This is a genomic window from Streptomyces sp. NPDC014889, from assembly GCF_043081205.1.
GTDB lineage: Bacteria > Actinomycetota > Actinomycetes > Streptomycetales > Streptomycetaceae > Streptomyces.
Genome location: NZ_JBIBWH010000014.1, coordinates 175,297 through 198,076, shown reverse-complemented (window position 1 = coordinate 198,076; position 22,780 = coordinate 175,297). Strand labels below are relative to the sequence as shown.

Genomic DNA, 22,780 nt, shown 5'->3' with positions numbered 1-22,780 from the left:
GAGCCGCGCCCACGCGCCGCGCGGGACGCCGCCGGACGCCTGAACCCCTACGCGCTGTAAGGTTGAGGGCATGGCTGGAAGAGGGCCTCACGGCAGGGTGGAACGGCGCAGTTCGGGCGAGTTGGAGAGCGAGGTCCTCGCGGCTCTGTGGTCCACGGACCACCCGCTCACCCCGGCCGAGATCCAGCTCGAGATCGGCGGAGGCCTGGCCTACAACACCGCGCACACCATCCTCAAACGCCTGTACGACAAGGGCCTGGTGCTGCGCGAGGTGGACGGGCGGCGGGGTGCCTACCGGCCGGCCAAGAACGCGGCCGAGCTGACCGCCCAGGCGATGCACGACGCCCTCGACCGCGGCCCCGATCCGATCGCCGCCCTGCAGCAGTTCGTGACCGGGCTGAGCCCCGAGGAGGAGAGCGCCCTGCGCGAGTTGCTCACCGGAGGAGCCGCGTGACGGTCGACGTCTACACTCCGCTGGCGTTGTCCGTGCTGCTCGCCGCGGTCAGCCCCGCGGTCGGCCGGCGGGTGGCCCCGGCCCTGGCCGCGCGCGTGCTGACCGCCGCCGCCGCGGTGACGGCCGCCGCCACCGTGTGGTCCCTCGCCCTGCTGGCCGCCACCCTTCTCGGCGACGCCCCGCCGGTCGTCGCCGAGGCCCGGGCGGCCGGCCACCCGATCCCGGAACCGGTGCCCGAGGCCATCGGGATCGCCGCCTGCCCGGCACTCGCGCTGATCGCCCACCGGCTGTGGCGGGCCGTCCGCGCCGAGTACACCACGCGCCGCGCACTGCGGCGGCTGTGCGAGGGGCAGCCCGGGGACACCGAACTCGTCGTCGCCGCCTCGCCCGTGCCTCGGGCGTTCGCCATCCCCGGCTCACCTGGCCGGATCCTGGTCACGGCGGGGATGCTCGGCGCGCTGGATCCCGTCGAGCGCCGGGTGCTGCTCGCCCATGAACGCGCCCATCTGGCGCACCGGCACGCGCTCCTGGTGACCGCGGCCACGCTGGCCTGCGCGGCCAACCCGCTGCTCGGGCGGGTGCGCGACCAGGTGGCCTTCCTCGTCGAGCGCTGGGCGGACGAGCGGGCCGCCGCGGCGGTCGGCGACCGCACCACCACCGCCCGTGCGCTCGCCCGCGCGGCGCTCACGGCCGGGCGGGCGGAGCCTTCGTGCGCGCTGGGCTTCACCGACCGCGCCGTCACCCGGCGGATCGCGGCCCTCCAGTCCGCCCCGCCGCCGCACCTGCGCTCCGTCGCGGCGGCCGTCCTCGCCCTCGGCGCGCTGCCCGCCCTGGGCGCCGCCGACGCCACGGGCGACCTGCTGCGCCTGCTGGTGCACATCGTCCCGTAGCCCGGCGGCGTTCCCCCGGGCCGGCAGCGGTCCGCAGGCCGACGGTGTCCCGTACGGCGGGAAACGCACGCCTCAGCGGGGGGCATTGGGCTTGCGGTGCGGGGGCTGTTCCGGAGCCGGCAGGTGCTTCGGCGGCGGCACCGGGCGGGCCGAGGCGGCACCCGGGCGGAGCGTGACCGGGGCGCCGTGGTGACGGATCGTCATGGCCGGCCCGTCGAGCAGCGAATACGTGGCGTTCTGCTGGGTGACCTCCACGCGCAGCCGGCGGCCGCGGAACTGGAGCGTGAAGGCGAGCCGGCTGAACTTCTCCGGCAGCCGCGGCGAGAACGCCAGTTCCTCGCCGACCCTGCGGGTGCCGCCGAATCCGACCACCAGCGCCTGCCAGGTACCGGCGAGGGAGGCGATGTGCAGCCCGTCGCGGGTGTTGTGCTCCAGGTCCTCCAGGTCCATGAGGGCGGCCTCGGCCGCGTAGTCGTAGGCCAGGCGCAGATGGCCCGCCTGGGCGGCGATGACGGCCTGCACGCAGGCCGACAGCGAGGAGTCCCGTACGGTCAGCGGCTCGTAGTAGGCGAAGTTGCGGGCGATGTGCTCCTCGTCGAACTCGCTGCCGCACGTGTACATCGCGAGGACCAGGTCCGCCTGCTTGATCACCTGCTTGCGGTACAGGTCGAAGTAGGGGAAGTGCAGCAGCAGCGGGTACTGGTCGGCGCGGGTGCCGGCGAAGTCCCAGCGCTGGTAGCGGGTGAACCCCGCGTGCTGCTCGTGCACGCCCAGATCGGCGTTGTACGGGATGTTCATCGCCTCGGCCGCGTCCCGCCAGGTGGCGCTCTCCTCGTCGTCGGCGCCGAGCCGTTCCGCCTCCTTCGGATGGCGTTCGACGACGTCGGCCGCGGCCAGCAGGTTCGCCCGCGCCATCAGGTTGGTGTACGTGTTGTCGTCGGCGATCGCGCTGTACTCGTCGGGTCCTGTGACACCGTCGATGTGGAAGGTGCCGTGGTGGTCGTGGTGGCCCAGTGAACGCCACAGCCGGGCCGTCTCCACCAGCAGTTCGACTCCGGTGTCGCGTTCGAAGTCCTCGTCGCCCGTCGTCGCGACGTAGCGCACCACGGCGTGCGCGATGGCGGCGTTCACATGGAAGGCGGCGGTGCCGGCGGGCCAGTACGCCGACCCCTCCTGGCCCTCGATGGTCCGCCAGGGGAACGCGGCGCCGCGCAGGCCCAGTTGGGCCGCGCGCTCCCGCGCGGCGGGCAGCGTGTTCTGCCGCCAGCGCAGCGCCTCGGTGACGGCGTCGGGCGCGGTGTAGGTCAGCACGGGCAGCACGAACATCTCGGTGTCCCAGAAGGCGTGCCCGTCGTAGCCGGAGCCGGTCAGCCCCTTGGCTGCGATCGCCCGTTCCTCGGCGCGGGCGCCGGCCTGGAGGACGTGGAAGAGGGCGAAGCGGACGGCCTGCTGGATCTCCTCGTCGCCGTCCACCTCGACGTCGGCACGGGCCCAGAAGTCGTCCAGGTACGCCCGCTGTTCCTCGACCAGGCCGCTCCAGCCGCCGTGCGCGGCGGCCGCCAGGGCCGCGTCGACCTGGTCGCTCATCGCCGGCAGGGAGCGGGCGCCGGACCAGCCGTGTGCCACGAACTTCTCCACCCGCAGCCGCTCTCCCGGCTGGAGGACGGAGGCGACCGTCAGCCGTGCCAGATGGGGATGGCTCTCGCTGTCGGTCGTGAAGTGCTCGGGCCCGGAGACCACGTGGTCGGCGGCCACGGCCACCCGCAGGCCGCTGTTCCGGGTGCTGTGGACCAGTCGCAGCCGTTTGCCGCAGGCGAAGTCGTCCTCCGGCTCCAGCGGGGACTCCAGGGCCATCGCCGCCCGGGGATCGCCGTTGGACTGCGGCAGCTGCTCGTTGGCCACCAGCTCCGACTGGATGACCACGCGGGCCTGGGAGCCGACCGGCTCCACCTCGTAGGCGACCGCGGCGATCGACCGCTGGGTGAGCGAGACCAGCCGGGTCGAGCGCACCCGGATCGTCGTGCCGGCCGGGGAGATCCACTCGCAGGTCCGCTCCATCACCCCGCGCCGCAGGTCGACGGTGCGCTCGTGCGAGACCAGCCGGCCGTAGCGCAGGTCGAACGGCTCGTCGTCGACGAGCAGCCGCAGCACCTTGCCGTTGGTGACGTTGATGAGGGTCTGGCCCGACTCGGGGTAGCCGTAGCCGGCCTCCGCGTACGGCAGCGGGTGCACCTCGTACACGCCGTTGAGGTAGGAGCCGGGCAGTCCGTGCGGTTCGCCCTCGTCGAGGTTGCCGCGCCAGCCGACGTGCCCGTTGGACAGCGCGAAGACGGACTCGCTCTGGGCGAGGACGTCGAGGCTGATTTCCGTCTCGCGCACGGTCCACGGCTCGACGGCGTACGAACGATGGGTGATCACGCGGTTCCTCCTCCCGCGCCGAGAAGTTCGGCGAGGTCCTTGACGACCACGTCGGCGCCGTGCGCGTACAGCGCCTCGCGCTGGCCCACGCGGTCGACGCCGACGACGTATCCGAAGCGGCCCGAGCGGCCCGCCTCCATGCCGGCCAGCGCGTCCTCGAAGACGGCGGCACGCCCGGCGTCGACGCCCAGGTCCTGGGCGGCGGCCAGGAAGGTGTCGGGGTGGGGCTTGCCCGGCAGACCGCGTTCGCGGGCGACCACGCCGTCGATACGGACGTCGAAGAGGCGTTCGGCGTCGATCGAGTGCAGGACGTCCCGGGTGTTGGCGCTGGACGAGACGATCGCGGTCCGCAGGCCCTTCGCCCGGACGGCCCCGATGTAGCGCAGGGTCCCCTCGTACGCCTCCACACCCTCGGTACGGATCTTCTCCAGCACGAGTTCGTTCTTGCGGTTGCCGACCCCGTTGACCGTCTGCGCGTCCGGCGGGTCGTCGGGGCCGCCCTCGGGCAGTTCGATGTCGCGGGAGGCGAGGAAGGTGCGCACCCCGTCGGCGCGGGGGCGGCCGTCGACGTACTCGTCGTAGTCGGCGACCGGGTCGAAGGGCCGGAAGCCGGCGCCGTCCCGCTCGCGCAGGAAGGCGTCGAACGTCTCCTTCCAGGCGGCCGCGTGCACCACGGCCGTCTTGGTGACCACCCCGTCGAGGTCGAAGAGGCAGACGGTGATGTCTTCGGGCAGACCGAGCTCTGTCATAAAGGCACCTTTCCCCGCATCGCGGCATTGAGAGGGTGTCGAGTGCCACATCCGGCCCATGTCCTACCCCATGTCCCGCCTGACGTTCCGTCGCGGCCATCGTGCTCCCGGCGGCGGGCCTACGCCGGTTGCGCGGGCGTGTCCTGCCCGCGGCACGTGGTCCGTCCCCGCCGACCGGGTGACACACTGTGCCGTGTGCCGCTGACCTTCGACGACCTCCTGGCCCGTGCCCGGGCCCTCCCCCGTGCCGGACACCGGGCGATCCTCGGTGTCGCGGGCAGCCCCGGCGCGGGCAAGTCGACCCTGGCCGCGCACCTGGTGCGGGCGCTGAACGCGGACGGGGAGCCCTGGGCGGCGCACGTGCCGATGGACGGCTTCCACCTCGCCGACACCGAACTCGACCGGCTCGGCCGCCGCGACCGCAAGGGCGCGCCGGACACCTTCGACGCGGCGGGGTACGCGGCGCTGCTGCGCCGGCTGCGCGAGGAGACGGACGGGACGGTGTACGCGCCCGGCTTCGACCGCGTCCTGGAGCAGCCCGTCGCGGGCGCCGTCCCGGTACCGCCGTCGGCCCGGCTGGTGGTGACGGAGGGCAACTACCTGCTGCTGGACACGGGACTGTGGGCGCGGGTGCGACCGCGTCTGGACGAGGTGTGGTTCTGCGAGCTCGACGAGCCGGAGCGCGTACGCCGCCTGGTCGCCCGGCACGAGGAGTTCGGCAAGTCGCACCGGGAGGCGGTGGCCTGGGTCCTGGGCACCGACCAGCGCAACGCCGACCTGGTCGCGGCGACCCGGTCCCGCGCCGACCTGATCGTGCCGCGGTCGGCCCTGCCGCCCGGGGCGAGGGCGGCCTGAGCCAGGCCGGTCCCCGTCGTCCGCCGGGCCCCGGTCCGGTCGTCCGCCGGGTCCCGGTCCGGTCGCCCGACGGGACGGCGTCCGCGCCGCGTTGGACTATGTTGGGCCTCTGTGGGAGACAAAGGAGGCGCGCCGGTGCCATCGCCGCAGCAGGCGCGCGCGCAGGCGTCCGCGATCACCTCGGGAAAGACGGTGCCCCGAGCGGAGGCCGCTCCCGCGTCCCAGCTCAGGACGATCTTCGATGGGCCCCGGCTGTCTCCCGGGCAGCGCCGCATCGCGCAGTACCTGATCGAGAACATCACCGAGGCTGCGTTCATGTCGATCACGGAGCTGGCCGACCGGGTCGGCGTCAGCCAGCCGTCGGTGACGCGGTTCGCCTCGGCGGTCGGCTTCAGCGGCTACCCGGCGCTGCGCGAGAGGCTCCAGTCCATCGCGCTGCGGACCCTGGCGGGCGGTCCGGGCGCGGCCGAGCAGGACCGGAGCAACGAGCTCCAGGCGGCCGTCGACGCGGAGATCGGGAACCTGGAGGATCTGCGCCGGGACCTCGCCGATCCCCGCCTCGTGATCGACACCGGCCGCGCGCTGTCGCTGTCGACCCCGCTGACCGTGCTCGGCCTGCGCATCTCGGCGTCGCTCGCGGAGTACTTCGCCTACGCGGCGCGGCGCATCCATCCGGACGTGCGGCTGGTGACCCGCGGCGGCAGCGTCGCCTACGACACGCTGCTGCAGGCCCGGGAGGCCGGCGGCACCTGGGTGCTGGCCTTTTCGATGCCCCGGCACGCGCACGAGACCCTGGCCGCCGTGCGGGTGGCCCGCGACGCCGGGCTCAAGGTGGCCGTGATCACCGACCTGGCGCTCGGACCGGTGGCCGACGAGGCCGACGTCACCTTCGCCACCGGGACCGGGTCCCGCCTGGTGTTCGACTCCTACGCCGCGCCCGGGGTGATGTGCGCGGCGCTGCTCCAGGCCATGACCGACGCCGATCCGGAACGGACCCAGGCCCGGCTGGAGGCGTACGAGCAGATCGCCGACCAGCACGACTTCTTCCTCCGGGACTGACCGGCCCTCCACCGGGCTCCCCCGGCCGGCCCGGGCAGCGGGCATCGCCGTCGCCGTGGGGGCCGTGCGACGCCCGGCATGGGTGGGGCATGAATGTTTACATGCTCCTTGCCAAGTGGACGGCATATATAAATACTGCTACTGCTCACGGATCACGGTCCGGCCCAACCCCGGTACGTGCGCCACCCTGCACGGGCCCCGGGCCGCCGTCTCCCACCGGCGTCGGCACATGGGGTGCCGGGTCGGGCATCGCCTGCGCGAGCGCCCGCGGCGGCCCCGCCCCTCCCCTGGGCGGGGGCCGCTCACCTCGTCGTCCCACCCCTCCACGTCGTCGTCCCACCCCTCCACGACGGCGCACACCGGAAGCGATGCCATGACCCAGACGACCACGCGCCTGAGCCCGGACTGGCCCCGCCAGGTCAAGACCCCCGGCAGCTACGACTGGGAACGCTCCGCGGCCAAGTGGCTGCGCGAACTGGTCCCGGCGCGCTACGGCAGCTACCCCGCGCTGATCCGCCACCCCGTCCTGCTCGCCCGGCATGCGCAGATACAGGTCCAGCAGGAGGTCCGGGTCGCCCGCACCGCCCTGCAGACCGCGCGCGCCGAGCTGCCCCGGCTCGGCGTGCCGGAGTCGGTCATCGAGCACACGATCAAGCTGTACGCCGCCGAACTGCTGCAACTCCAGCACATCGCCCGCAGTGTCCGCGCGGTGACGGAGGCACTCGTGGAGCGCCCCGGACACCGGTGAGCCGTTCCGGCCCCGCTCGCCCGGCGCCGGGTCCCCCGTGAATCCGGGCCGGCAATCCGGTGATCGGACCGGCCGGTATGTGCGATGCTCGACGCGTGACCAGCGAACCCGTCGTTCCCGCGGCGTCCGGCACCGCCCCCGACATGGCGGCGCTGGCCAAGGTGGTGGCCAGGCAGCGGGCCGAACTCGACCGGCTCCAGGACCAGGCGTCGACCTCGGCCGTACTCGAGCGGGCCAAGGGCGCGCTGATGGCGCTGACCGGCTGCGCCGCGGAGGCCGCGCACGAGGAGCTGCTGGCGCGCGCCACGGCCGCGAACCGCACCCTCATGGAGGAGTGCTGGATCACCCTCGGCACCCTGGACTCCCGACCGGACCCGGCCGGCGCCGAGCCGGTCACCCCCGCGCCCTCCCCCGCCCCGGAGGGCACCCCGTACACGTCCGCCCGGCCGGGCTCTGACGGGACCGGGGCGGACGTCCCGTACGGGGACGGCGGCTCAGGCGTCCTCGCCCTGTTCGGCCGGGCCCTGGTCCGCGTCGGCACCCCGCGGGATCTCGCCGGGTGCCTGCTGGACCACCTATCCCTGCCCGTGGGCGCGGCCGCGGTGGTGATCTACCGGAGGCTGCCCGACGGAGGGCTGGAACTGACCGGCCACGCCGGCATCGACGAATCGCTCGCCGACCTGTGGAGGCACGTGCCTCCGGTCAGCGGGGCGGCCGCCCAGCACGCCGTCGACACCCGCGAGGAACTGTGGCTGGAGGACCTCGCCGAGGACAGCAGGCGGTACCTGCTGATCGGGGGTCCGACCGGTTCGTGGCCCTCCCGCGCCTGGCTGCCCGTGCTCCACGGGGACGCGGCGGACGCCGTCATCGGTGTGCTGCGCGACCGCAAGGGCCCGTTCCCGCCGGACGTCCGGGAGCTGCTGCGCGGGGTGACCCGGCTGTGCGCGGGCCGGCTGCGCGCCTTCGCCACCCGGCCCGAGCCCGCCCCGGCTGGCGCCGGGGACGGTGCCGAGGCCATGGTCCGCGCCCTGTTCGACGCGCTGCCCGGCACCACCCTGCTGCTCACCCCGCTGCGGTCGCCGTCGGGCGAGGTCGAGGACTACCGCATAGAGGCCGCGACGGCGCAGACCGTCGACGTGGTCGGCCGCGGCGGACGCGAACTGGTCGGCCGCCGGGTCCTCGAGTGCTGGCCGGCCGCCGCCCGGGAGCCGCTGTGGCAGGGCTGGCTGGACACGCTCACCGGCGGGGAGCCCTACGAGGGCGAGCCGTTCGCGCGGCAGGAGCTGGAGCCGGGCGGCCAGGAGCTGTCCATGTACTCGGTGCGGGCCGCCCGGCTGGGCGCCGGCCTGGTGGTCACCTGGCTGCGGCACGAGTCCTCCGACCGGCAGGAGCAGCGCCTGGCGGACATCCAGCGGCTCGGCCGCCTCGGCTGGGCCACCTGGAACCTGGTCACCCAGGAGGCGGTCTGGTCGTACCAGGTCTACGAGCTGTGCGGCCGCGACCCCGGGGACGGCCCGGTCGGCCTGGCCGAGCTGCCTGAGCTCGCCCTGCCCGAGGACGAACCCGGGCTCGCCCGGGTGGTGCGCGAACTGCTCGCCGAGGGCAAACCGTTCGACGTGCCGTTCCGGATCAGAACGGCGGCCGGGGTACGGCATCTGCGGCTCGTCGCGGAGGCCGTGGCGGACGCCGAGGGCGCCCCGGTCCAGGTGCACGGCTTCGTGCAGGACCTCACCGCGCAGCGCAGCGCCGAACTCGCCCTGGTGGAGAGCGAGCGGGCGATCCTGGCGCAGCACGGGATCCTCCAGGCCGAGCGGACGCTGGCGGGCCGGCTCCAGCACGCGCTGCTGCCGCTGCCGCGGCGGCCCGTGCGGCTGGCCGGGCTGCGGGTCGATGTGGCCTATCTGCCGGCGCAGTCCGGGATCCACGTCGGCGGTGACTGGTTCAGCGCGATCGAACTGCCCGGCGGCGACGCGCTGTTCGTGATCGGCGACGTCGCCGGGCACGGCATCGACGCGGTGGCCACGATGGCCCAGCTCCGCTTCACGGCCAAGGGCATGATCCTCACCGGTTCCGCGCTGACGGACGCGCTCCTCGGCCTGAACACCCTGCTGCTCCACTCCCGGGACACCCGCCGCACGGCCACCATGGTGCTGGCCCGCTACAAGCCGGCCGAACACCGACTGCTGTGGGCCCAGGCGGGCCACCCGCCGCCGCTGCTGCTGCGCGGGGGCGAGCCGCGCTTCCTGGACCGTCCGCACGGGGTCCTGCTGGGCGCCACCGAGACCCCGGTGTTCGAGGAGGCGGAGTGCCGGCTGGAGCCGGGCGACCGGCTGCTGCTGTACACCGACGGCCTGGTCGAGCGGCCCGGCGAGGGCATCCATGAGGGCCTGGAGCGACTCGCCGGGGCGGCCGCCGCGGGCCGCGGCGGCCCGGCCGGGGCGCTGGGGTCGCTGCTCGCCTCGATGCTGGAGAGCGAACGCCGCGACGACGTCTGCGTCCTCGACCTCAGGGTGCCCAGGCAGCCGGCGTAGCTCCCGCCCGCCGCGCGGCCGTCACCGCACCCGTCCCGCTCGCCGTTCGCCGCGGCCGCGTCCGGCCGCTTCATCCGCCGTCGGCCGTCGTGCGGGACTCCAGGGCACGGCGGGTGTCGTCGCCGTAGACGCCGGTCTCGTCGCCGCTGATGCCGTACCAGAGCTGGAAGCGGGCGACGGCCTCCTTCAGTTCGCCGTCGTAGCTGCCGCTGGTGGAGCCGTCGCGGTAGACGTCCGGGACGCGCAGCAGGCGTTCCTGCAGTGCGGTGACGTCCGGGCCGCTGTCCCCCTCGCGCAGGGTGCCGGGGCCGTCCGGATCGGTCGCCGCGGTGGCGACGGGGGGCGCGGCCCGGGTGGGCGAGGCGGCGGCGCTCGCGGACGGGCTCGGCGGGACCGCCGCCGTGCCGGCGGCCTCACCCCGGACGGGAAGCAGGAGCGCGCAGCCGAAACCGAGCAGCGCGGCGACGGCGACGGCGACCGCGACCCAGGGCAGCGAGCGCCCCGCTCCGACAGGCTCGCGGACGGGCACGCGGCGGGGCGCGGGGGCTCCGGCCGGTGTGACGTGGAGCTCCTCGGTCGCCGCGTCCTCCCCGAGCCCGCCGGTGGCGTCCCGCTCGTACTCCCTGAACTCCCGCATGAGGTCGGCGAGGGCGTCGGTCCGTCTGGGCCGGATGACGCGTACCGGCTCCAGGGGCTCCCCGCCGTGCGGCTGTCCGTGTCCGGGCGGTGTCGGCACACTGCACTCCTTACGCTCTGCGTCCGGGCCCCATCCCGGGGAGTGATACGCGGCCGCCGCCCGGCCGGTTCACCGCCGCCCGCGGCGCGGCGGACGGCGGTGGCTCACCCGGCGGCGAGAAAGCGGTGCAGGGACGACTTCATCGCGGCGACGAAGGCCTCCCGGCGTGTGTCGTCGACGGCGTCCAGGGACAGGTAGGGGTTGAGGTCCTCCAGTTCGACCAGCAGCAGTTCGCCGCTCGGGGCACGGCAGGCGTCGACCCGCTGGATGCCGTGGGCGAGGGTGTTCCACTCGACGAAGCCCCGGGCGAACTCCAGGTCCTCGCGGGAGGGTTCGTAGGGGCGCAGCTCCCAGCGCCGCTCCGGGTCGGGGGCGTACAGGGCGTACTGGAGGTCGTGGTCGACGAAGTAGAACGAGACCTCGTAGGCGAACTCGATCCGCGGCTGGACGAGGACGCCGCCGTCGGCGAGGCCGGGCAGTTCGGCGGCGGTGACGGTGCGCAGGCCTATGGAGTCGGCGCCCATCTTGGGCTTGACCACGTAGCGGTCGGCGGCGGGCAGCCGGTGCAGGTCCTCGGGGCGGTCGACGGTGGGGATGACCGGGCGGCCGGCGGCGCTGAGGTCGAGGAGGTACTGCTTGCCCGCCATGTCCGCGCGTCCGGTGAGCGGGTTGTAGACGCGGGTCTTCCGGTCCAGCGCCCGGGCCCGGAAGTCGTCGTAGGCCGCCTGGTACTCCAGGACGGGTCCGCTGTTGCGGACGACGACGGCGTCGAAGGCGTCCATCAGCGCGGCGGCGTCCCGGGGATTGCACAGGGCCAGGTCGAAGTCCTCGCGCAGGCGGGAGGTGAGCCGGATGTCCTCGTCGCAGTAGCGGCGCCCGCGGGCCGGGTAGGCCAGGTCGGTGACGTAGAGCAGACGGGGGCGAACGGGCGGCATGGGCGTCTCCTGGAGCGAGGTGTCCGGTGGAGCGGACGAGGAGCGAGCGAGGGTGGGGAAAGGTTACTGCGCGGACCGTCCACTGCTCCCCGTTGCACTCGGTTCCCTCATCAGGCTGCACGGAGTGCCATCCGAGCCCCTGCGGGTGCTACGTTCCCGTTCATGAGCTCCAGCACTGCCGCGTCCCGCCGCGGTGAGAAGGCGCGGGTCGCGGCCGGGCGGCCGGCCATGCGGGAGGCCCTCGTGGCGGCGGCGTTCCGGCTGTTCCTGGAACGCGGCTACGAACAGACCACCGTCGACGACATCGTGGCGCTCGCCGGGGTCGGACGGCGGTCGTTCTTCCGCTACTTCCCCTCCAAGGAGGATGTGGTCTTCCCCGACCACGAGCGGTATCTGGCCGACATGACGGCCTTCCTGGCGGCCGGCGGCGACGAGGACGAGCCCGTGCGGCGGGCCTGCGACGCCGCCCGGCTGGTCCTGCGGACGTACACGGAGGACCCGGCGTTCTCCGTCCAGCGCTACCGGATCACCAAGCGCGTACCGGGGCTGCGCGCCTACGAGTTGTCGGTGGTGTGGCGCTACGAGCGCGCCCTGGCCGGCTATCTGCGGACCAGGTTCGCGGGGCGGCGCGACGGGACGCTGCGGGCGGACGTGATCGCGGCGGCGGTGGTGGCCGCGCACAACAACGCCCTGCGCTCGTGGCTGCGTTCGGACGGACGGGGCGACGCGGGCGCCGCGGTGGACCACGCGCTGAACCATGTGCAGGCGGCCTTCCGCGATCCGGCGGCCCCCCGCCCCGAACGGCGGCCCGGTGCCGCGCAGGACGACGTGGTCGTCGTGGTCGCACGGCGCGGAGCACCCCTGTGGCAGGTGGTGCGGGAGGTCGAGACGGCGCTGGCGGAGGGCCGTACGCCCCCGGGCTGACGGCAATTGAGGGTACGCAGTGCATTTACGAGTGACACCCAGTGCCATACGCTGTGACCGTGCACGGTGGCGCCACCCACCGCGCACGTGCGTGCCCGGGTGCGCCGCGCACGCGGGATTCCGGCCCAGCGCAGGGAGTTGACCAGCGTGCACTACCTCTCAGGAAACACCGTTCCTCGGGCGGCCGGCGCCACGACCGGCCTTCTCGCGCCCGCGGCCCGCGACGCGCAGGCCCTGTACTTCCAGCGCTGCGCCTGGTGCGGCACGGCCGTGTACCACCGGCTGCTGTGCCCGGTCTGCCGGGGCAGCGACCTGCGCACCGAGCGCAGCGCGGGGACGGGCACGGTCCGCCATTCCACGGTGGTGAACCGCAACTCCCCCGCCGCGCGCAATGTTTCGCTGGTCGAGATGAGCGAGGGCTTCGTCGTGCGGGGCCGGGTCATGGGGCCGCCCATCGGCATCCACGGCGGTGACCGGGTACGGCTGTCCATGGCGAAGGACCCGGTGCGCGGCGAGCCGGTGTTCCAGCTCGTCGACGAGTCCTACGGCGCCTGGAGCTGACGGACGGCATCCGGTGCCGGCGGACAGCGCCCTGAGGTGACCGGCGGTCAACCGCCCGCGATCTCCGAGCGATCCCGCTCCCTCGCACCGTCGCGTGCGAGGACCGGCCGGCCGGCTCCCCCGGGTCCGAGCGCCACGGCGGCGAGCGTCAGCACGGCGCACCCGGCGTAGACGCAGCCGGGCCAGGCCAGCAGCGCCGGATAGGCACCGGGGCGGACCTCGTGGTCCTCGGCGCCGATCAGGAAGGGCACCACGCGGGCGACGGTGACCACGGCCCACGACCCGAGCACGACCCGGCTGAGCAGGCGGCGGCGAAGCGGTCCGTGGGCCAGCCAGATCATGGCGGGCAGGCACCAGATCCAGTGATGGCTCCACGAGACGGGACTCACCAGCAGCCCGTACAGCTCCACGGCGACCAGCACGCCGAGCGGATCGTGCCGCCGCAGGCCCGCACGCACGGCACAGGCCAGCGCCACGGTCACCAGGGCGAGCACGGCCCAAAGGACCACGGCGGCGGTGGCGTCCTGGCCGAGCAGCCTGGCGACGGCCCCGCGCAGCGACTGGTTGCGCACCGACCGGACCGGGCCGACCCTGCCGGTGTCCGTGACCAGCCCGGACCAGTAGCGGGCGGACTCGCGCGGGGCGATGCCCCAGGCGAGCGCGGTCGCCAGGGCCGCGGCCACGACCGCCCACGCGGCGGCCCGCCACTGCCGGGTCGCCAGCAGATAGAGTCCGCCGACGGCCGGGGTCAGCTTCACCGCCGCGGCCAGGCCCACCCCCGCTCCTCTGCCCGGCGCCGCGCGCGGCACGGCAAGACCCCAAAGGACCACGGCACCCAGCAGCAGGTTGACCTGCCCCTGGTCGAGGGTGTGGCGCACGGGTTCCAGCCACAGCCCGGCGGCGGCCCAGAGCAGCGCCTGCTGCCGCCCCGGGCCGCCGGGACGCGGACCCAGCAGCCGTACCGCGCACACGGCGACGACGACCAGGGCCGCCACGGACAGCGTCTGCCAGAGCGCGACCAGCACCGTCCAGGGAAGCCGCGACAGCGGCAGGAACACCAGTGCGGCGAAGGGCGGGTAGGTGAACGGCAGCCGCGGGATGGGCGGGGTGGTGTGCAGCGCGTAGTCGTACAGGCCGCCGGAGAGGACGTGCGGCGCGGCCTCGCGGTAGACGCGCAGGTCCAGCGGATGCGTCGGGTGGGTGACGACGGCGGCGACGTGCACCGCCACGGAGGCGGCCAGGCACCAGCCGGCATGGCCGGTGAGCCACTGCCCGATCCCCCGGCTCCTGACCCGGACCCCCTGGCTCCTGGCCCAGATCTCCTTCACCGCACCAGCCCCGTCGTCTCGCCACGCCCCGCACATCCGGGCCTTTCGTCCGGTTCGGCCGACATGACCCGAACGAGAGACCTTAGCCCAGCGGGTACCGCGTACGGCGGCTGCCACGCGGTCGGCCCTCGTTCGGGATCTCGCCGGGCTCGCACGCCCTGGGCCGGGCGTGGGGGTGGGAGACTCGGGCTGTGTTCCGGGACGACGAGGACGGGGGCGGGCGGATGGCGCGGGACGGGGTACGGGAGGTCGCCTGCGACGAGTCGGGGTCGGACGGCGAGAACCTCACCGACGGCAACACCGATGTCTTCGCGCACGCCAGCGTGCTGCTCCCGGTGGAGGCCGCCGCCGGGTGCGTACAGGAGATACGGCACCGGATCCGCTCGCCTGCGGAGGAGTACAAGGCCAACCATCTGCTGCGGGAGAAGCACCGGGCGGTGCTGGAGTGGGTGCTCTCCCCCACCGGGCCGATGTACGGGCACGCCCGCGTCGACCTCACCGAGAAGGCGTTCTTCGTGGTGGACCGGGCCCTGGACCTGCTGCTCGGGGACGCGAACGGGGCGGCCGCCCTGTACGGGGCGGGCCGGGAGGCCCTCGGCGCGGACGGCTGGCGGCGGTTCCTTCGGGCGGCCAACCGGCTGCTGCGGGCCAGGAGCGACGCGGATCCCGCGGACCCGGTGGTCGCCTTCTTCACCTGTGTCGAGGAGCTGCGGTGCACGGCGGCGTGGGAGGCTTCCGAACCGGCCGAGGCGGTCGTGGAGCGGCTGACCGGCAGCCGTGAGCGCGCCGAGGCCTACCGGGCCCGGGTCGCCGCGGGTCCGCTCCTGATCCCCGTGCTCAACCCGCTGCTGCCCGCGATCGTGCGGACGGCCGCGCTGTGGAGCGCCCCGGGCATCGCCGTGCGGCTCGTGCACGACCGGCAGAACATGCTCACCCCCGACCGCGTCGACTGGCTCCTGCGGACGGCCCGGCAGCAGGGGGTGGCCCTGGACGGCGTGGAACTCGTCCACTCGCGGAGCGATCCTCGGGTGCAGCTCGCCGATTTCCTCGCCGGCGTCGCCCGCAAGCTCGCCTCCGACGAGCTGAACGGGTACGGCGACCCGGTGCTCACCGCGCTGCTGCGCCCCTACGTCGGTGCGGCCTCCGTCTGGGGGGACGCCCCGAGCCTGGCCCGCCTCGGCCCGCTCCCGGACGGTCCCGGCCGGGAGCCGCGGGCCGGCTCGGGGGCGCGGCTCCCCTGCTGAACGGGCCCGCCCGAGGAAGATCACCCGGCCGCTGAACACGGCCGCGCCGCGCCACGTATGGAGGAGGGGGCGCTCAACGCGCCGTAGCGCTCCGCGGTGTTGAGGCCGCGCGTTCGGGTTCGGGAGCCATGCATGGGGCACGCACGACGACGGGTCGTCCGGCGGGTGACACGGCTGACGGCCGTCGCGGGACTTCTCCTGGGAGGAGCGATGGTCGCGCAGGCGGCGATGGCGAGCGAGCCTCCCGACGCCTCCGCCGCCGCACGCGGCACCGCGGGGCCGGCCGCCACGTCGGACACGTCGGGCGCCGGCCTGGTGGCCCGGCTGGGCGCCTCCCGCACGGCGGGAAGCTGGATCGGCTCCGACGGGCGTCCGGTGGTCGCCGTCACCGACGAGCGGGCGGCCGCTGAGGTACGGCGGGCGGGCGCCGAGGCGAAGATGGTGCGGCACAGCATGAACGAGCTGAAGGCGGCGACCGCGACGCTGCGCGCGGCTCCCCGGGTGACCGGGACGGCCTGGGTGATGGACTACCGCGCCAACCAGGTGACGGTCGAGGGCGACAGCACGGTCTCCGCAGCCGACTGGGCCCGGATGACCGAGGTCACGAGCAGGATCGGCGGCTTTGTGCGCATGGAGCGCACCAAGGGCACCTTCACCACCCGTCTCAACGGGGCGCAGCCCATCCTGTCGACCGGCGGGCGCTGCTCGGCCGGTTTCAACGTGACCGACGGGCGGAGCGACTACATCCTCACCGCGGGCCACTGCGGGCCCGACGGGTCCGTCTGGTTCGCCGACGGCCAGGGCGATCAGCAGCTCGGCAGGACGGTCGCCGGCTCCTTCCCCGGTGGTGACTTCTCGCTGGTGCGGTACGACTCCGGCAGCGCGGGCCAGGGCGCCGACGTGGTGGCGATCGGCGGCGGCAACGGCGTACGGATCACAGGGGCGGGGGACGCGGCCGTGGGGCAGCGGGTGTTCCGCAGCGGCAGCACGAGCGGGCTGCGCGACGGCGAGGTGACCGGTCTGGACGCGACCGTGAACTACCCCGAGGGCGCCGTGACCGGTCTCATCCGGACCACGGTGTGCGCCGAGCCGGGCGACAGCGGCGGTCCGCTGTTCTCCGAGGGCATCGCCCTGGGAGTGACCTCGGGCGGCAGCGGCGACTGCACGACGGGCGGTACGACGTTCTTCCAGCCGGTCACCAAGGCGCTCTCCGCGCTCGATGTGCGGCTGATCGTGTCCGAGGGGCGGCAGGGCGGCGCTCCGGGCGTGGAGCCGTCCGCCCCGGCGACCCACAGCGCCATCGCGCCCGGAGCGGCCTCCCCCGGCTCCTCGGCACCGGTGTCCGGCATCGCCGACGGGACCGCGCTGCTCTCGCGGCTCTCCGACCCGCGGAACGTCGGCCCCGGTCTTCTGGTCATGGGCGGCAGTCTGATCGCGCTGGTGGCCACCCGCTGGATCCGTGCGGAACGGGACCGGAAGGCCTACGAGCGGTACTACTCGGCGACGTGGAGCTGATGAAGGACGTGGACGGCGGACGGGGACGACCGGGCCGAAGGCGGAGGTGGGAGGGCGGAGGCCAGGGCCGGCTCAGGCCGCCCTCGCGGACTGCGGGGCGGCCGCGGCCCACTCCATCACCAGGCGCTGGTACTCCTCGCGCTGCTCGGTGGTCAGTATCCCGCCCGACCTGAGCCACAGCGCCCGGATCTCCTCGTTGACCTCCGCGGCCGATCGCTCGGAGACGGGTTCAACACTGGTGGACATGCCGTGAAGCATATGCCGCCCGACGTGAAGGCGCTGTGAATAAGTACGAGCGATACGGACATATCGGACCGTGTTGCTCATCACGTCAATTGAGCAGGTCAGGTGCCCGGCTTGCGGCCGTAGACGAAGACGTCGTCGCCCTTCTTCAGCAGCGACCAGTACTTCTTGGCGTCCTTCGTCGTCATGTTCACGCAGCCGTGCGAACCGGGCGGGTTCCACACGCTCAGGCTGACGGAGTGGAAGGCCTGGCCGCCGTCGAAGAACTGGCTGTAGGGCATCCGCACGTTGTAGAGGGTGGAGTAGTGGTCGATGTGCCGCCAGTAGATCTTCTTCAGGCCGGTGCGGGTGGTGTACCCCTTGCGTCCGGTGCGCACCGGCACCGGCCCGTAGACGAGCCGGCCGCCGTCCTGGATCCAGCTGATCTGGAGGGTGAGGTCGACGCAGGCGATACGGCCCTTGTTGACCGGGCACTTGCCGCTCTTGTTGGGCTTCTTGCCCACGGCCTTCTGCTTGTTCATGAGGTCCATCACGCCCCAGGTGACGGGCCCCGCGTAGCCGATGTTCGGCGTGATGCCGTGCTTGTTCTGGAAGGCCCTGATGGCCTTGCAGTCGGCGGCCGACTGCCGTCCGTCCACCGGCCGCCCGAGGAACTTCTCCACCTTCTTCTGGTACGGCCCCGCCTGCGTCGTACAACTCGCCGCCTGCGCCGGTGCGGTACCCAGCGCGAGTGTCAGCGGCGCCACCAGCCCCGTGACGCCCAGTACGACCGCTCCCCGCCTGCCGATGTCTCTCATGACGGCCCTGCCCCTCGGTGCGTTCCGGCACTTCCCGACACCTAGACCCATGGCGGGGCACATCGGTTGCGCAGCGGGACGCGCTGAGACGAAACGGTGACAACGGCCCCTCAGTTCAGGTCCGTACAGGGCGTGTTCAGGTGTCCGCCTCCTCCCGCTCCTCCTGCACGGCCGCGCGGAAAGCCGTGTTGACCGCGGTGAGGCCGCCGTCGACGGTCAGCGTGGTGCCGGTGATCCAGGCCGCGTCGCGGGAGGCGAGGAAGGCCACCGCGGCGGCGATGTCCTCCGGTTCGCCGACCCGGCCCAGCGGGTACAGGTCGCGGACCCGGTCGAGTTCGGCCTCCCGGCCCTCCCAGGCCGAGGTGCGGACCGTGCCCGGCACCACCAGGTTGACGCGGACCCCGCGGGCGGCGGCGTGTCCCGCGAGGGTGCGGGTGAGCGAGGCAAGACCCGCCTTGGCCGCGCTGTAGCCGTGGTTGCCGAAGTCCTGGACGCCGTTGACCGAGCCGATGCTGACGATCGCTCCCCTGCCGCCGGCCGCCAGGTGGGGCAGGGCGGCGCGGCAGCAGCGGTAGGCGCCGGTCAGGGTGACGTCGAGGTCGCGGGCCCACACCGCTTCGGGGTCGTCCTCGAACAGCGGGGTGTCGGGCGTGCAGTGGGCCGCGCAGTTGACCAGCACGTCGAGGGATCCGAAGGTGCGGGCGGCCAGTTCCACGGCCGCCGGGACCGCGTCCCGGTCCGCGACGTCCAACGCGTGCGCCCGCGCGGTGAGTCCGCGCTCGCGCAGCGCCGCCGCCGTCCGCTCCGCCACCTCCCCGTCCACGTCGGTGACCAGCACCCCGGCGCCCTCCTCGGCCAGCCTGCGCGCGGTGGCCGCGCCGATGCCCCGGCCCGCGCCGGTGATGAGAACCCCGTACCCGTCGAATCGCCCGCTGTCTGTCATGCGCCGAACCTACTGCCCGAAGGGCCTTACGGGCAGTCAGGGCGCGTACGAGCGGCGCGCGTTCGCCGGTGTCGGCGGGGCCCGTTCAGCGGTAGCCGGTCGGATCGGCGGGCCGGCCCGCGTCCTGGACCTCGACGAGGTAGCGCCAGGCGTCGGGGCGGCTGCCGTCGAGGTCGGTGAAGCCGTAGACCCGGGCGAGTTGGCCGCTGGAGAGGGACCGGCCGTTCCACCGGGCCACCTCGGGGTCCGCGGCCAGGGCGGCGACGGCGCGGCCCACGAAGCGCGGAGTCTCGGAGATGGCGAAGTGCGGGACGCGGTCCAGGGCGTCGCGCCAGTTGTCCTCACGGACCCCGAAATGGTCGAGCATCAGCTCCGAACGCAGCCAGCCGGGGGTGACGGCCACCGCGGTGGCGCCGCGCGGGCCGAGTTCGTGGCCGAGCGCGAAGGCCATGCGCAGAACGGACGTCTTGGCGAGGTCGTAGAAGAAGTTGACGCGGTACGTGTCGCGGTTGTACTCGGCGGTGCCGTCGGTCATCTCCACCACCAGGCCGCCGGGGTGACGCAGCATCAGCGGCAGGGCGTGGTGGCTGGTGACCGCGTGCGTCTCCACCGCGAGCCGGAGCAGCCGCAGACCCTTGTCGAGATCGTGCTCCCACACCGGGGTGTCCCAGGCGAAGAGGTGCTCCGCGCCCCAGATGTCGTTGACGAGCACGTCGAGCCGGCCCTGCTCGCGCGCGACGCGGTCCACGAGCGCGCGGACCTGGTCGGGCTCCAGATGGTCGGCCGGTACGGCGATGCCGTGGCCGCCGGCCCCGGTGACCAGGTCGGCGGTGTCCTCGATGGTCTCCGGGCGGTCGTACTCCGAGCGGCGGGCGCGGGTGCTGCGTCCGGTGACGTACACGGTGGCGCCGGCCGCGCCGAGCTCCACCGCGATTCCCCGGCCCGCTCCCCGCGTCGCCCCCGCGACCAGCGCGACCTTGCCTTCCAGTGGGCCCGGCATGTCCGACCTCCCGATGTGTTCTCCGTCGATGCCGTCGCCCAGCATGCCGGGGAAACCGGACAGCTTCTGTCGTCTTTTCGGGGAAACCCCGGAACCCGGGAAACACGGAACGGGCCGTACGAACCTCCCGGTCTCGTACGGCCCGTTCCCCGGGCTCCGTGGTCTCCCGATCCGCCCGGTCCGGTCCTGCTCCGTCAGTGCCCGCGGGCGATCCACTCCTGGAGATGCGGGGCCTCGGCGCCGATGGTGGTCGGGTCGCCGTGTCCGGTGAGGACCTTCGTCTCGGGCGGCAGCGCCAGCAGGCGGTCGCGGATCGAGTCGATGATCGTCGGGAAGTGGGAGTAGGAACGCCCGGTGGCGCCGGGACCGCCCTGGAAGAGCGTGTCGCCGGTGAAGACCACGCCGAGTCCGGGGTCGTACAGGCAGATCGCGCCCGGTGCGTGGCCCGGCGTGTGCAGGACCTTCAGGTCGGCGCCGGCCGCCTCGATGACCTGGCCGTCGACCAGGTGCTCGTCGGGGTCCCGGTTCGGGTGGGTCATCTTCCACAGCGGCAGGTCGTCGGCGTGCAGCCAGATCGTCGCGCCGGTGAGGTCGGCGAGCGCCGGGGCCGCGTCGATGTGGTCGTTGTGGGCGTGGGTGCACACGATGGCCGTCAGCCGGCGGTCGCCGACGGCCGCGGCGATGGCCTCGGCGTCGTGGGCGGCGTCGATGACGACGGCCTCATGGTCGTCGCCGACGATCCACACGTTGTTGTCGACGTCCCACGTGCCGCCGTCGAGCGTGAACTGCCCGGAGGTGACGAGGCGTTCGATACGGGTCGCCATCAGAGCACCACCACCGAGCGCAGCACGTCGCCGTGGTGCATCCGCTCGAACGCCTTCTCCACCTCGTCCAGCTGGATGGTCTCGGTGACGAACTTGTCCAGCGGCAGGCGCCCTTGCAGGTGCAGGTCGATGAGCATGGGGAAGTCCCGGGAGGGCAGGCAGTCGCCGTACCAGCTCGACTTCAGCGCCCCGCCGCGCCCGAAGACGTCGAGCAGCGGCAGCTCCAGCTTCATCTCCGGGGTCGGCACGCCGACCAGGACGACCGTGCCGGCCAGGTCGCGGGCGTAGAAGGCCTGCTGGTACGTCTCGGGGCGGCCGACCGCCTCGATGACGACGTCGGCGCCGAAGCCGCCGGTCAGCTCGCGGATCGCCTCGACCGGGTCGTTGTCCTTGGAGTTGACCGTGTGCGTGGCGCCCATGGTGCGGGCGGTCTCCAGCTTGCGGTCGTCGATGTCGACGGCGATGACCTTCGCCGCGCCCGCCAGGTACGCACCGGCGATCGCCGCGTCGCCGACACCGCCGCAGCCGATGACGGCGACCGAGTCGCCGCGGCCGACGTTGCCGGTGTTGATGGCCGCGCCGATGCCGGCCATCACGCCGCAGCCCAGCAGCCCGGCCACGGCCGGGGAGACCGACGGGTCGACCTTGGTGCACTGACCGGCCGCCACCAGGGTCTTCTCGGCGAACGCGCCGATCCCGAGCGCCGGGGAGAGTTCGGTGCCGTCGGTCAGGGTCATGCGCTGGCGCGCGTTGTGGGTGCCGAAGCAGTACCAGGGCCGCCCGCGCAGACAGGCGCGGCACTTGCCGCACACGGCCCGCCAGTTGAGGATGACGAAGTCGCCGGGCGCGACGTCGGTGACGTCGTCGCCGACCGACTCCACGACGCCGGCGGCCTCGTGGCCGAGCAGGAACGGGAACTCGTCGTTGATTCCGCCCTGCTTGTAGTGCAGGTCCGTGTGGCAGACGCCGCAGGCCTGGATCCGTACGACGGCCTCTCCCGGCCCCGGGTCCGGCACGACGATCGTCTCGACCCGCACCGGTTCGTTCTTGCCGGGTGCGATCACGCCGCGCACTTCCTGCGCCATGGTGGTGGTCCCTTCCGTCGAGCGGTGTACGTCCCCCGACCCTACGTCCGACGGATCGGTAAGGGGCACCGAGGGGGCCTCTGATCTGCGGGGACGGGCGGGCGAGTCGCGCATGCCCGGCCCGGTGGGCGCTGGGTCAACGCCGTCCGGGCCCGCCCGGACACGGGACCGCGGGCGCGCTCACCCGTCAGGCGCAGCGCCCGGACCGCGTTTGCCGTGCCCGCCGGGGCGGAGGAGTCTCGAACTGAGGCCCTTGGCGGCCCGCTTCTCCGTGGGCCGCGGGCCCTCGTAGGAGGTCATCATGTCCACCTCGGCAAGCCCCGCCTTCGACACCGCTGCGCTCCGCCGCGGCATCGAGGGAGACACGGCGGAAACGCTGCTGTCGCTCTACACGGACGACGCGGAGATCCGCATCGTGGACCACAACACCCAGCCCAGCAGGCCCAAGGTTCTGCACGGCCGGGAGGAGATCGGCACGATGCTCCAGGACGTCTACGGCCGCGACATGACGCACCGGCTGGAGCAGTGCGTCGTGCAGGGCGACCATGCCGCGTACGTGGAGTCCTGCCGGTACGCGGACGGCGTCCGGGTCCTCGCGGAGTCCATGGTGTCGCTGCGCGACGGCAGGATCGCCGAACAGATCCTGATCCAGGCATGGGACGAATAGGCAGGAGGGCCGCACGCTTCCAGGTCAGTTCCCGGCTGACCTGGACCTTCTCGGCCCGCGCCGGCCTCGGACGGTCCCGCTCCGCCGGGTCACGGCTGCCGGGGACGGCGTCCGCGGCGTCCCGCCTGGCGTCCGCCGCGCTGCTCCGGTCGCTGCTGCGGGCGGCACGGCCTCGTCAGGACCGGGCGGCGGCGCGCGGCCTTCGGCCGCGCCGGGCCGTACCGGTCAGGGTGAGGCGGGGCCGTCACTGGCGCTGACGCGGGGGCCGAGCAGG

Annotated in this window: 22 protein-coding genes; 11 read left to right on the top strand and 11 right to left on the bottom strand. The window is 73.7% G+C overall.

The window, feature by feature from the left end; translation table 11 throughout:
* The first annotated feature begins 70 nt into the window (after nt 1-70).
* The gene (locus ACF09J_RS27405; protein WP_392308109.1) at nt 71-454 is read left to right on the top strand and encodes a BlaI/MecI/CopY family transcriptional regulator; all 384 of its coding nucleotides are present in this window, start codon (nt 71-73) and stop codon (nt 452-454) included.
* Nucleotides 451-1,344 (top strand): M56 family metallopeptidase, encoded by an 894-nt coding sequence (locus ACF09J_RS27400; protein WP_392308108.1) that lies wholly within the window; start codon nt 451-453, stop codon nt 1,342-1,344. Before ACF09J_RS27405 ends, ACF09J_RS27400 begins: the two co-directional genes overlap by 4 nt.
* 72 nt (nt 1,345-1,416) lie before the next feature.
* Here the strand turns inward: ACF09J_RS27400 and ACF09J_RS27395 are convergent, their stop codons facing one another.
* The gene (locus tag ACF09J_RS27395) at nt 1,417-3,762 is read right to left on the bottom strand and encodes a glycoside hydrolase family 65 protein (protein ID WP_392308107.1); all 2,346 of its coding nucleotides are present in this window, start codon (nt 3,760-3,762) and stop codon (nt 1,417-1,419) included.
* The gene (locus tag ACF09J_RS27390; protein ID WP_392308106.1) at nt 3,759-4,511 is read right to left on the bottom strand and encodes a beta-phosphoglucomutase family hydrolase; all 753 of its coding nucleotides are present in this window, start codon (nt 4,509-4,511) and stop codon (nt 3,759-3,761) included. The genes ACF09J_RS27395 and ACF09J_RS27390 overlap by 4 nt, the downstream gene beginning before the upstream one ends.
* Nucleotides 4,512-4,706: 195 nt before the next feature.
* Between ACF09J_RS27390 and ACF09J_RS27385 the strand changes: the two genes are divergently transcribed.
* The 4 genes from ACF09J_RS27385 (at nt 4,707) to ACF09J_RS27370 (ending at nt 9,704) form a co-directional block, all read left to right on the top strand.
* Nucleotides 4,707-5,366, top strand: coding sequence for a nucleoside/nucleotide kinase family protein (locus ACF09J_RS27385; RefSeq protein WP_392308105.1), 660 nt, complete (start codon nt 4,707-4,709; stop codon nt 5,364-5,366).
* Nucleotides 5,367-5,501: 135 nt separating this feature from the next.
* On the top strand, nt 5,502-6,425 hold the full coding sequence (locus ACF09J_RS27380) for a MurR/RpiR family transcriptional regulator (RefSeq protein ID WP_392308104.1): 924 nt from the start codon (nt 5,502-5,504) through the stop codon (nt 6,423-6,425).
* A gap of 373 nt (nt 6,426-6,798) precedes the next feature.
* A complete protein-coding gene (locus ACF09J_RS27375; protein WP_392308103.1) occupies nt 6,799-7,173 on the top strand; it encodes a hypothetical protein in 375 nt (124 codons plus the stop codon).
* Nucleotides 7,174-7,316: 143 nt separating this feature from the next.
* On the top strand, nt 7,317-9,704 hold the full coding sequence (locus tag ACF09J_RS27370) for a SpoIIE family protein phosphatase (RefSeq protein ID WP_392308150.1): 2,388 nt from the start codon (nt 7,317-7,319) through the stop codon (nt 9,702-9,704).
* A 70-nt stretch (nt 9,705-9,774) separates the two neighbouring features.
* Here the strand turns inward: ACF09J_RS27370 and ACF09J_RS27365 are convergent, their stop codons facing one another.
* Complete coding sequence (locus ACF09J_RS27365; protein ID WP_392308102.1) at nt 9,775-10,440, bottom strand: peptidoglycan-binding protein; 666 nt, start codon at nt 10,438-10,440, stop codon at nt 9,775-9,777.
* A gap of 104 nt (nt 10,441-10,544) precedes the next feature.
* On the bottom strand, nt 10,545-11,375 hold the full coding sequence (locus ACF09J_RS27360) for a hypothetical protein (RefSeq protein ID WP_392308101.1): 831 nt from the start codon (nt 11,373-11,375) through the stop codon (nt 10,545-10,547).
* 162 nt (nt 11,376-11,537) lie between these two features.
* On the opposite strand from ACF09J_RS27360, the gene ACF09J_RS27355 reads away from it, so the two are divergent.
* Complete coding sequence (locus ACF09J_RS27355; RefSeq protein WP_392308100.1) at nt 11,538-12,299, top strand: TetR family transcriptional regulator; 762 nt, start codon at nt 11,538-11,540, stop codon at nt 12,297-12,299.
* A 147-nt stretch (nt 12,300-12,446) separates the two neighbouring features.
* On the top strand, nt 12,447-12,860 hold the full coding sequence (locus tag ACF09J_RS27350) for a Zn-ribbon domain-containing OB-fold protein (RefSeq protein WP_392308099.1): 414 nt from the start codon (nt 12,447-12,449) through the stop codon (nt 12,858-12,860).
* A gap of 47 nt (nt 12,861-12,907) precedes the next feature.
* Here ACF09J_RS27350 and ACF09J_RS27345 read toward each other — a convergent pair whose 3' ends face one another.
* Entirely contained in the window at nt 12,908-14,188 is a 1,281-nt protein-coding gene (locus tag ACF09J_RS27345; protein ID WP_392308098.1) for a glycosyltransferase 87 family protein, read from the bottom strand.
* Nucleotides 14,189-14,412: 224 nt separating this feature from the next.
* Between ACF09J_RS27345 and ACF09J_RS27340 the strand changes: the two genes are divergently transcribed.
* Together ACF09J_RS27340 and ACF09J_RS27335 are read left to right on the top strand one after the other, a co-directional pair.
* Entirely contained in the window at nt 14,413-15,432 is a 1,020-nt protein-coding gene (locus ACF09J_RS27340) for a DUF3800 domain-containing protein (protein ID WP_392308149.1), read from the top strand.
* Nucleotides 15,433-15,564: 132 nt separating this feature from the next.
* Nucleotides 15,565-16,947, top strand: a complete 1,383-nt coding sequence (locus tag ACF09J_RS27335; RefSeq protein WP_392308097.1) for a S1 family peptidase — start codon at nt 15,565-15,567, stop codon at nt 16,945-16,947.
* 72 nt (nt 16,948-17,019) lie between these two features.
* On the opposite strand, the gene ACF09J_RS27330 is transcribed toward ACF09J_RS27335, so the two are convergent.
* The 6 genes from ACF09J_RS27330 to ACF09J_RS27305 form a co-directional block, all read right to left on the bottom strand.
* Nucleotides 17,020-17,205, bottom strand: a complete 186-nt coding sequence (locus ACF09J_RS27330; protein ID WP_392308096.1) for a hypothetical protein — start codon at nt 17,203-17,205, stop codon at nt 17,020-17,022.
* 86 nt (nt 17,206-17,291) lie between these two features.
* A complete protein-coding gene (locus ACF09J_RS27325) occupies nt 17,292-17,987 on the bottom strand; it encodes a L,D-transpeptidase family protein (RefSeq protein WP_392308095.1) in 696 nt (231 codons plus the stop codon).
* A 136-nt stretch (nt 17,988-18,123) separates the two neighbouring features.
* Nucleotides 18,124-18,930 carry an SDR family NAD(P)-dependent oxidoreductase gene (locus tag ACF09J_RS27320; RefSeq protein ID WP_392308094.1) on the bottom strand — a complete coding sequence of 269 codons (807 nt, stop codon included), beginning with the start codon at nt 18,928-18,930 and terminating at the stop codon, nt 18,124-18,126.
* 85 nt (nt 18,931-19,015) lie between these two features.
* On the bottom strand, nt 19,016-19,930 hold the full coding sequence (locus ACF09J_RS27315; RefSeq protein ID WP_392308093.1) for an SDR family oxidoreductase: 915 nt from the start codon (nt 19,928-19,930) through the stop codon (nt 19,016-19,018).
* 194 nt (nt 19,931-20,124) lie between these two features.
* On the bottom strand, nt 20,125-20,754 hold the full coding sequence (locus tag ACF09J_RS27310) for an MBL fold metallo-hydrolase (protein ID WP_392308092.1): 630 nt from the start codon (nt 20,752-20,754) through the stop codon (nt 20,125-20,127).
* Nucleotides 20,754-21,839: an S-(hydroxymethyl)mycothiol dehydrogenase gene (locus ACF09J_RS27305; protein ID WP_392308091.1), complete on the bottom strand. Its 1,086-nt coding sequence runs from the start codon at nt 21,837-21,839 to the stop codon at nt 20,754-20,756. The genes ACF09J_RS27310 and ACF09J_RS27305 overlap by 1 nt, the downstream gene beginning before the upstream one ends.
* Before the next feature lie 301 nt (nt 21,840-22,140).
* Between ACF09J_RS27305 and ACF09J_RS27300 the strand changes: the two genes are divergently transcribed.
* Complete coding sequence (locus ACF09J_RS27300; RefSeq protein WP_392308090.1) at nt 22,141-22,506, top strand: nuclear transport factor 2 family protein; 366 nt, start codon at nt 22,141-22,143, stop codon at nt 22,504-22,506.
* Nucleotides 22,507-22,780: the final 274 nt, after the last annotated feature.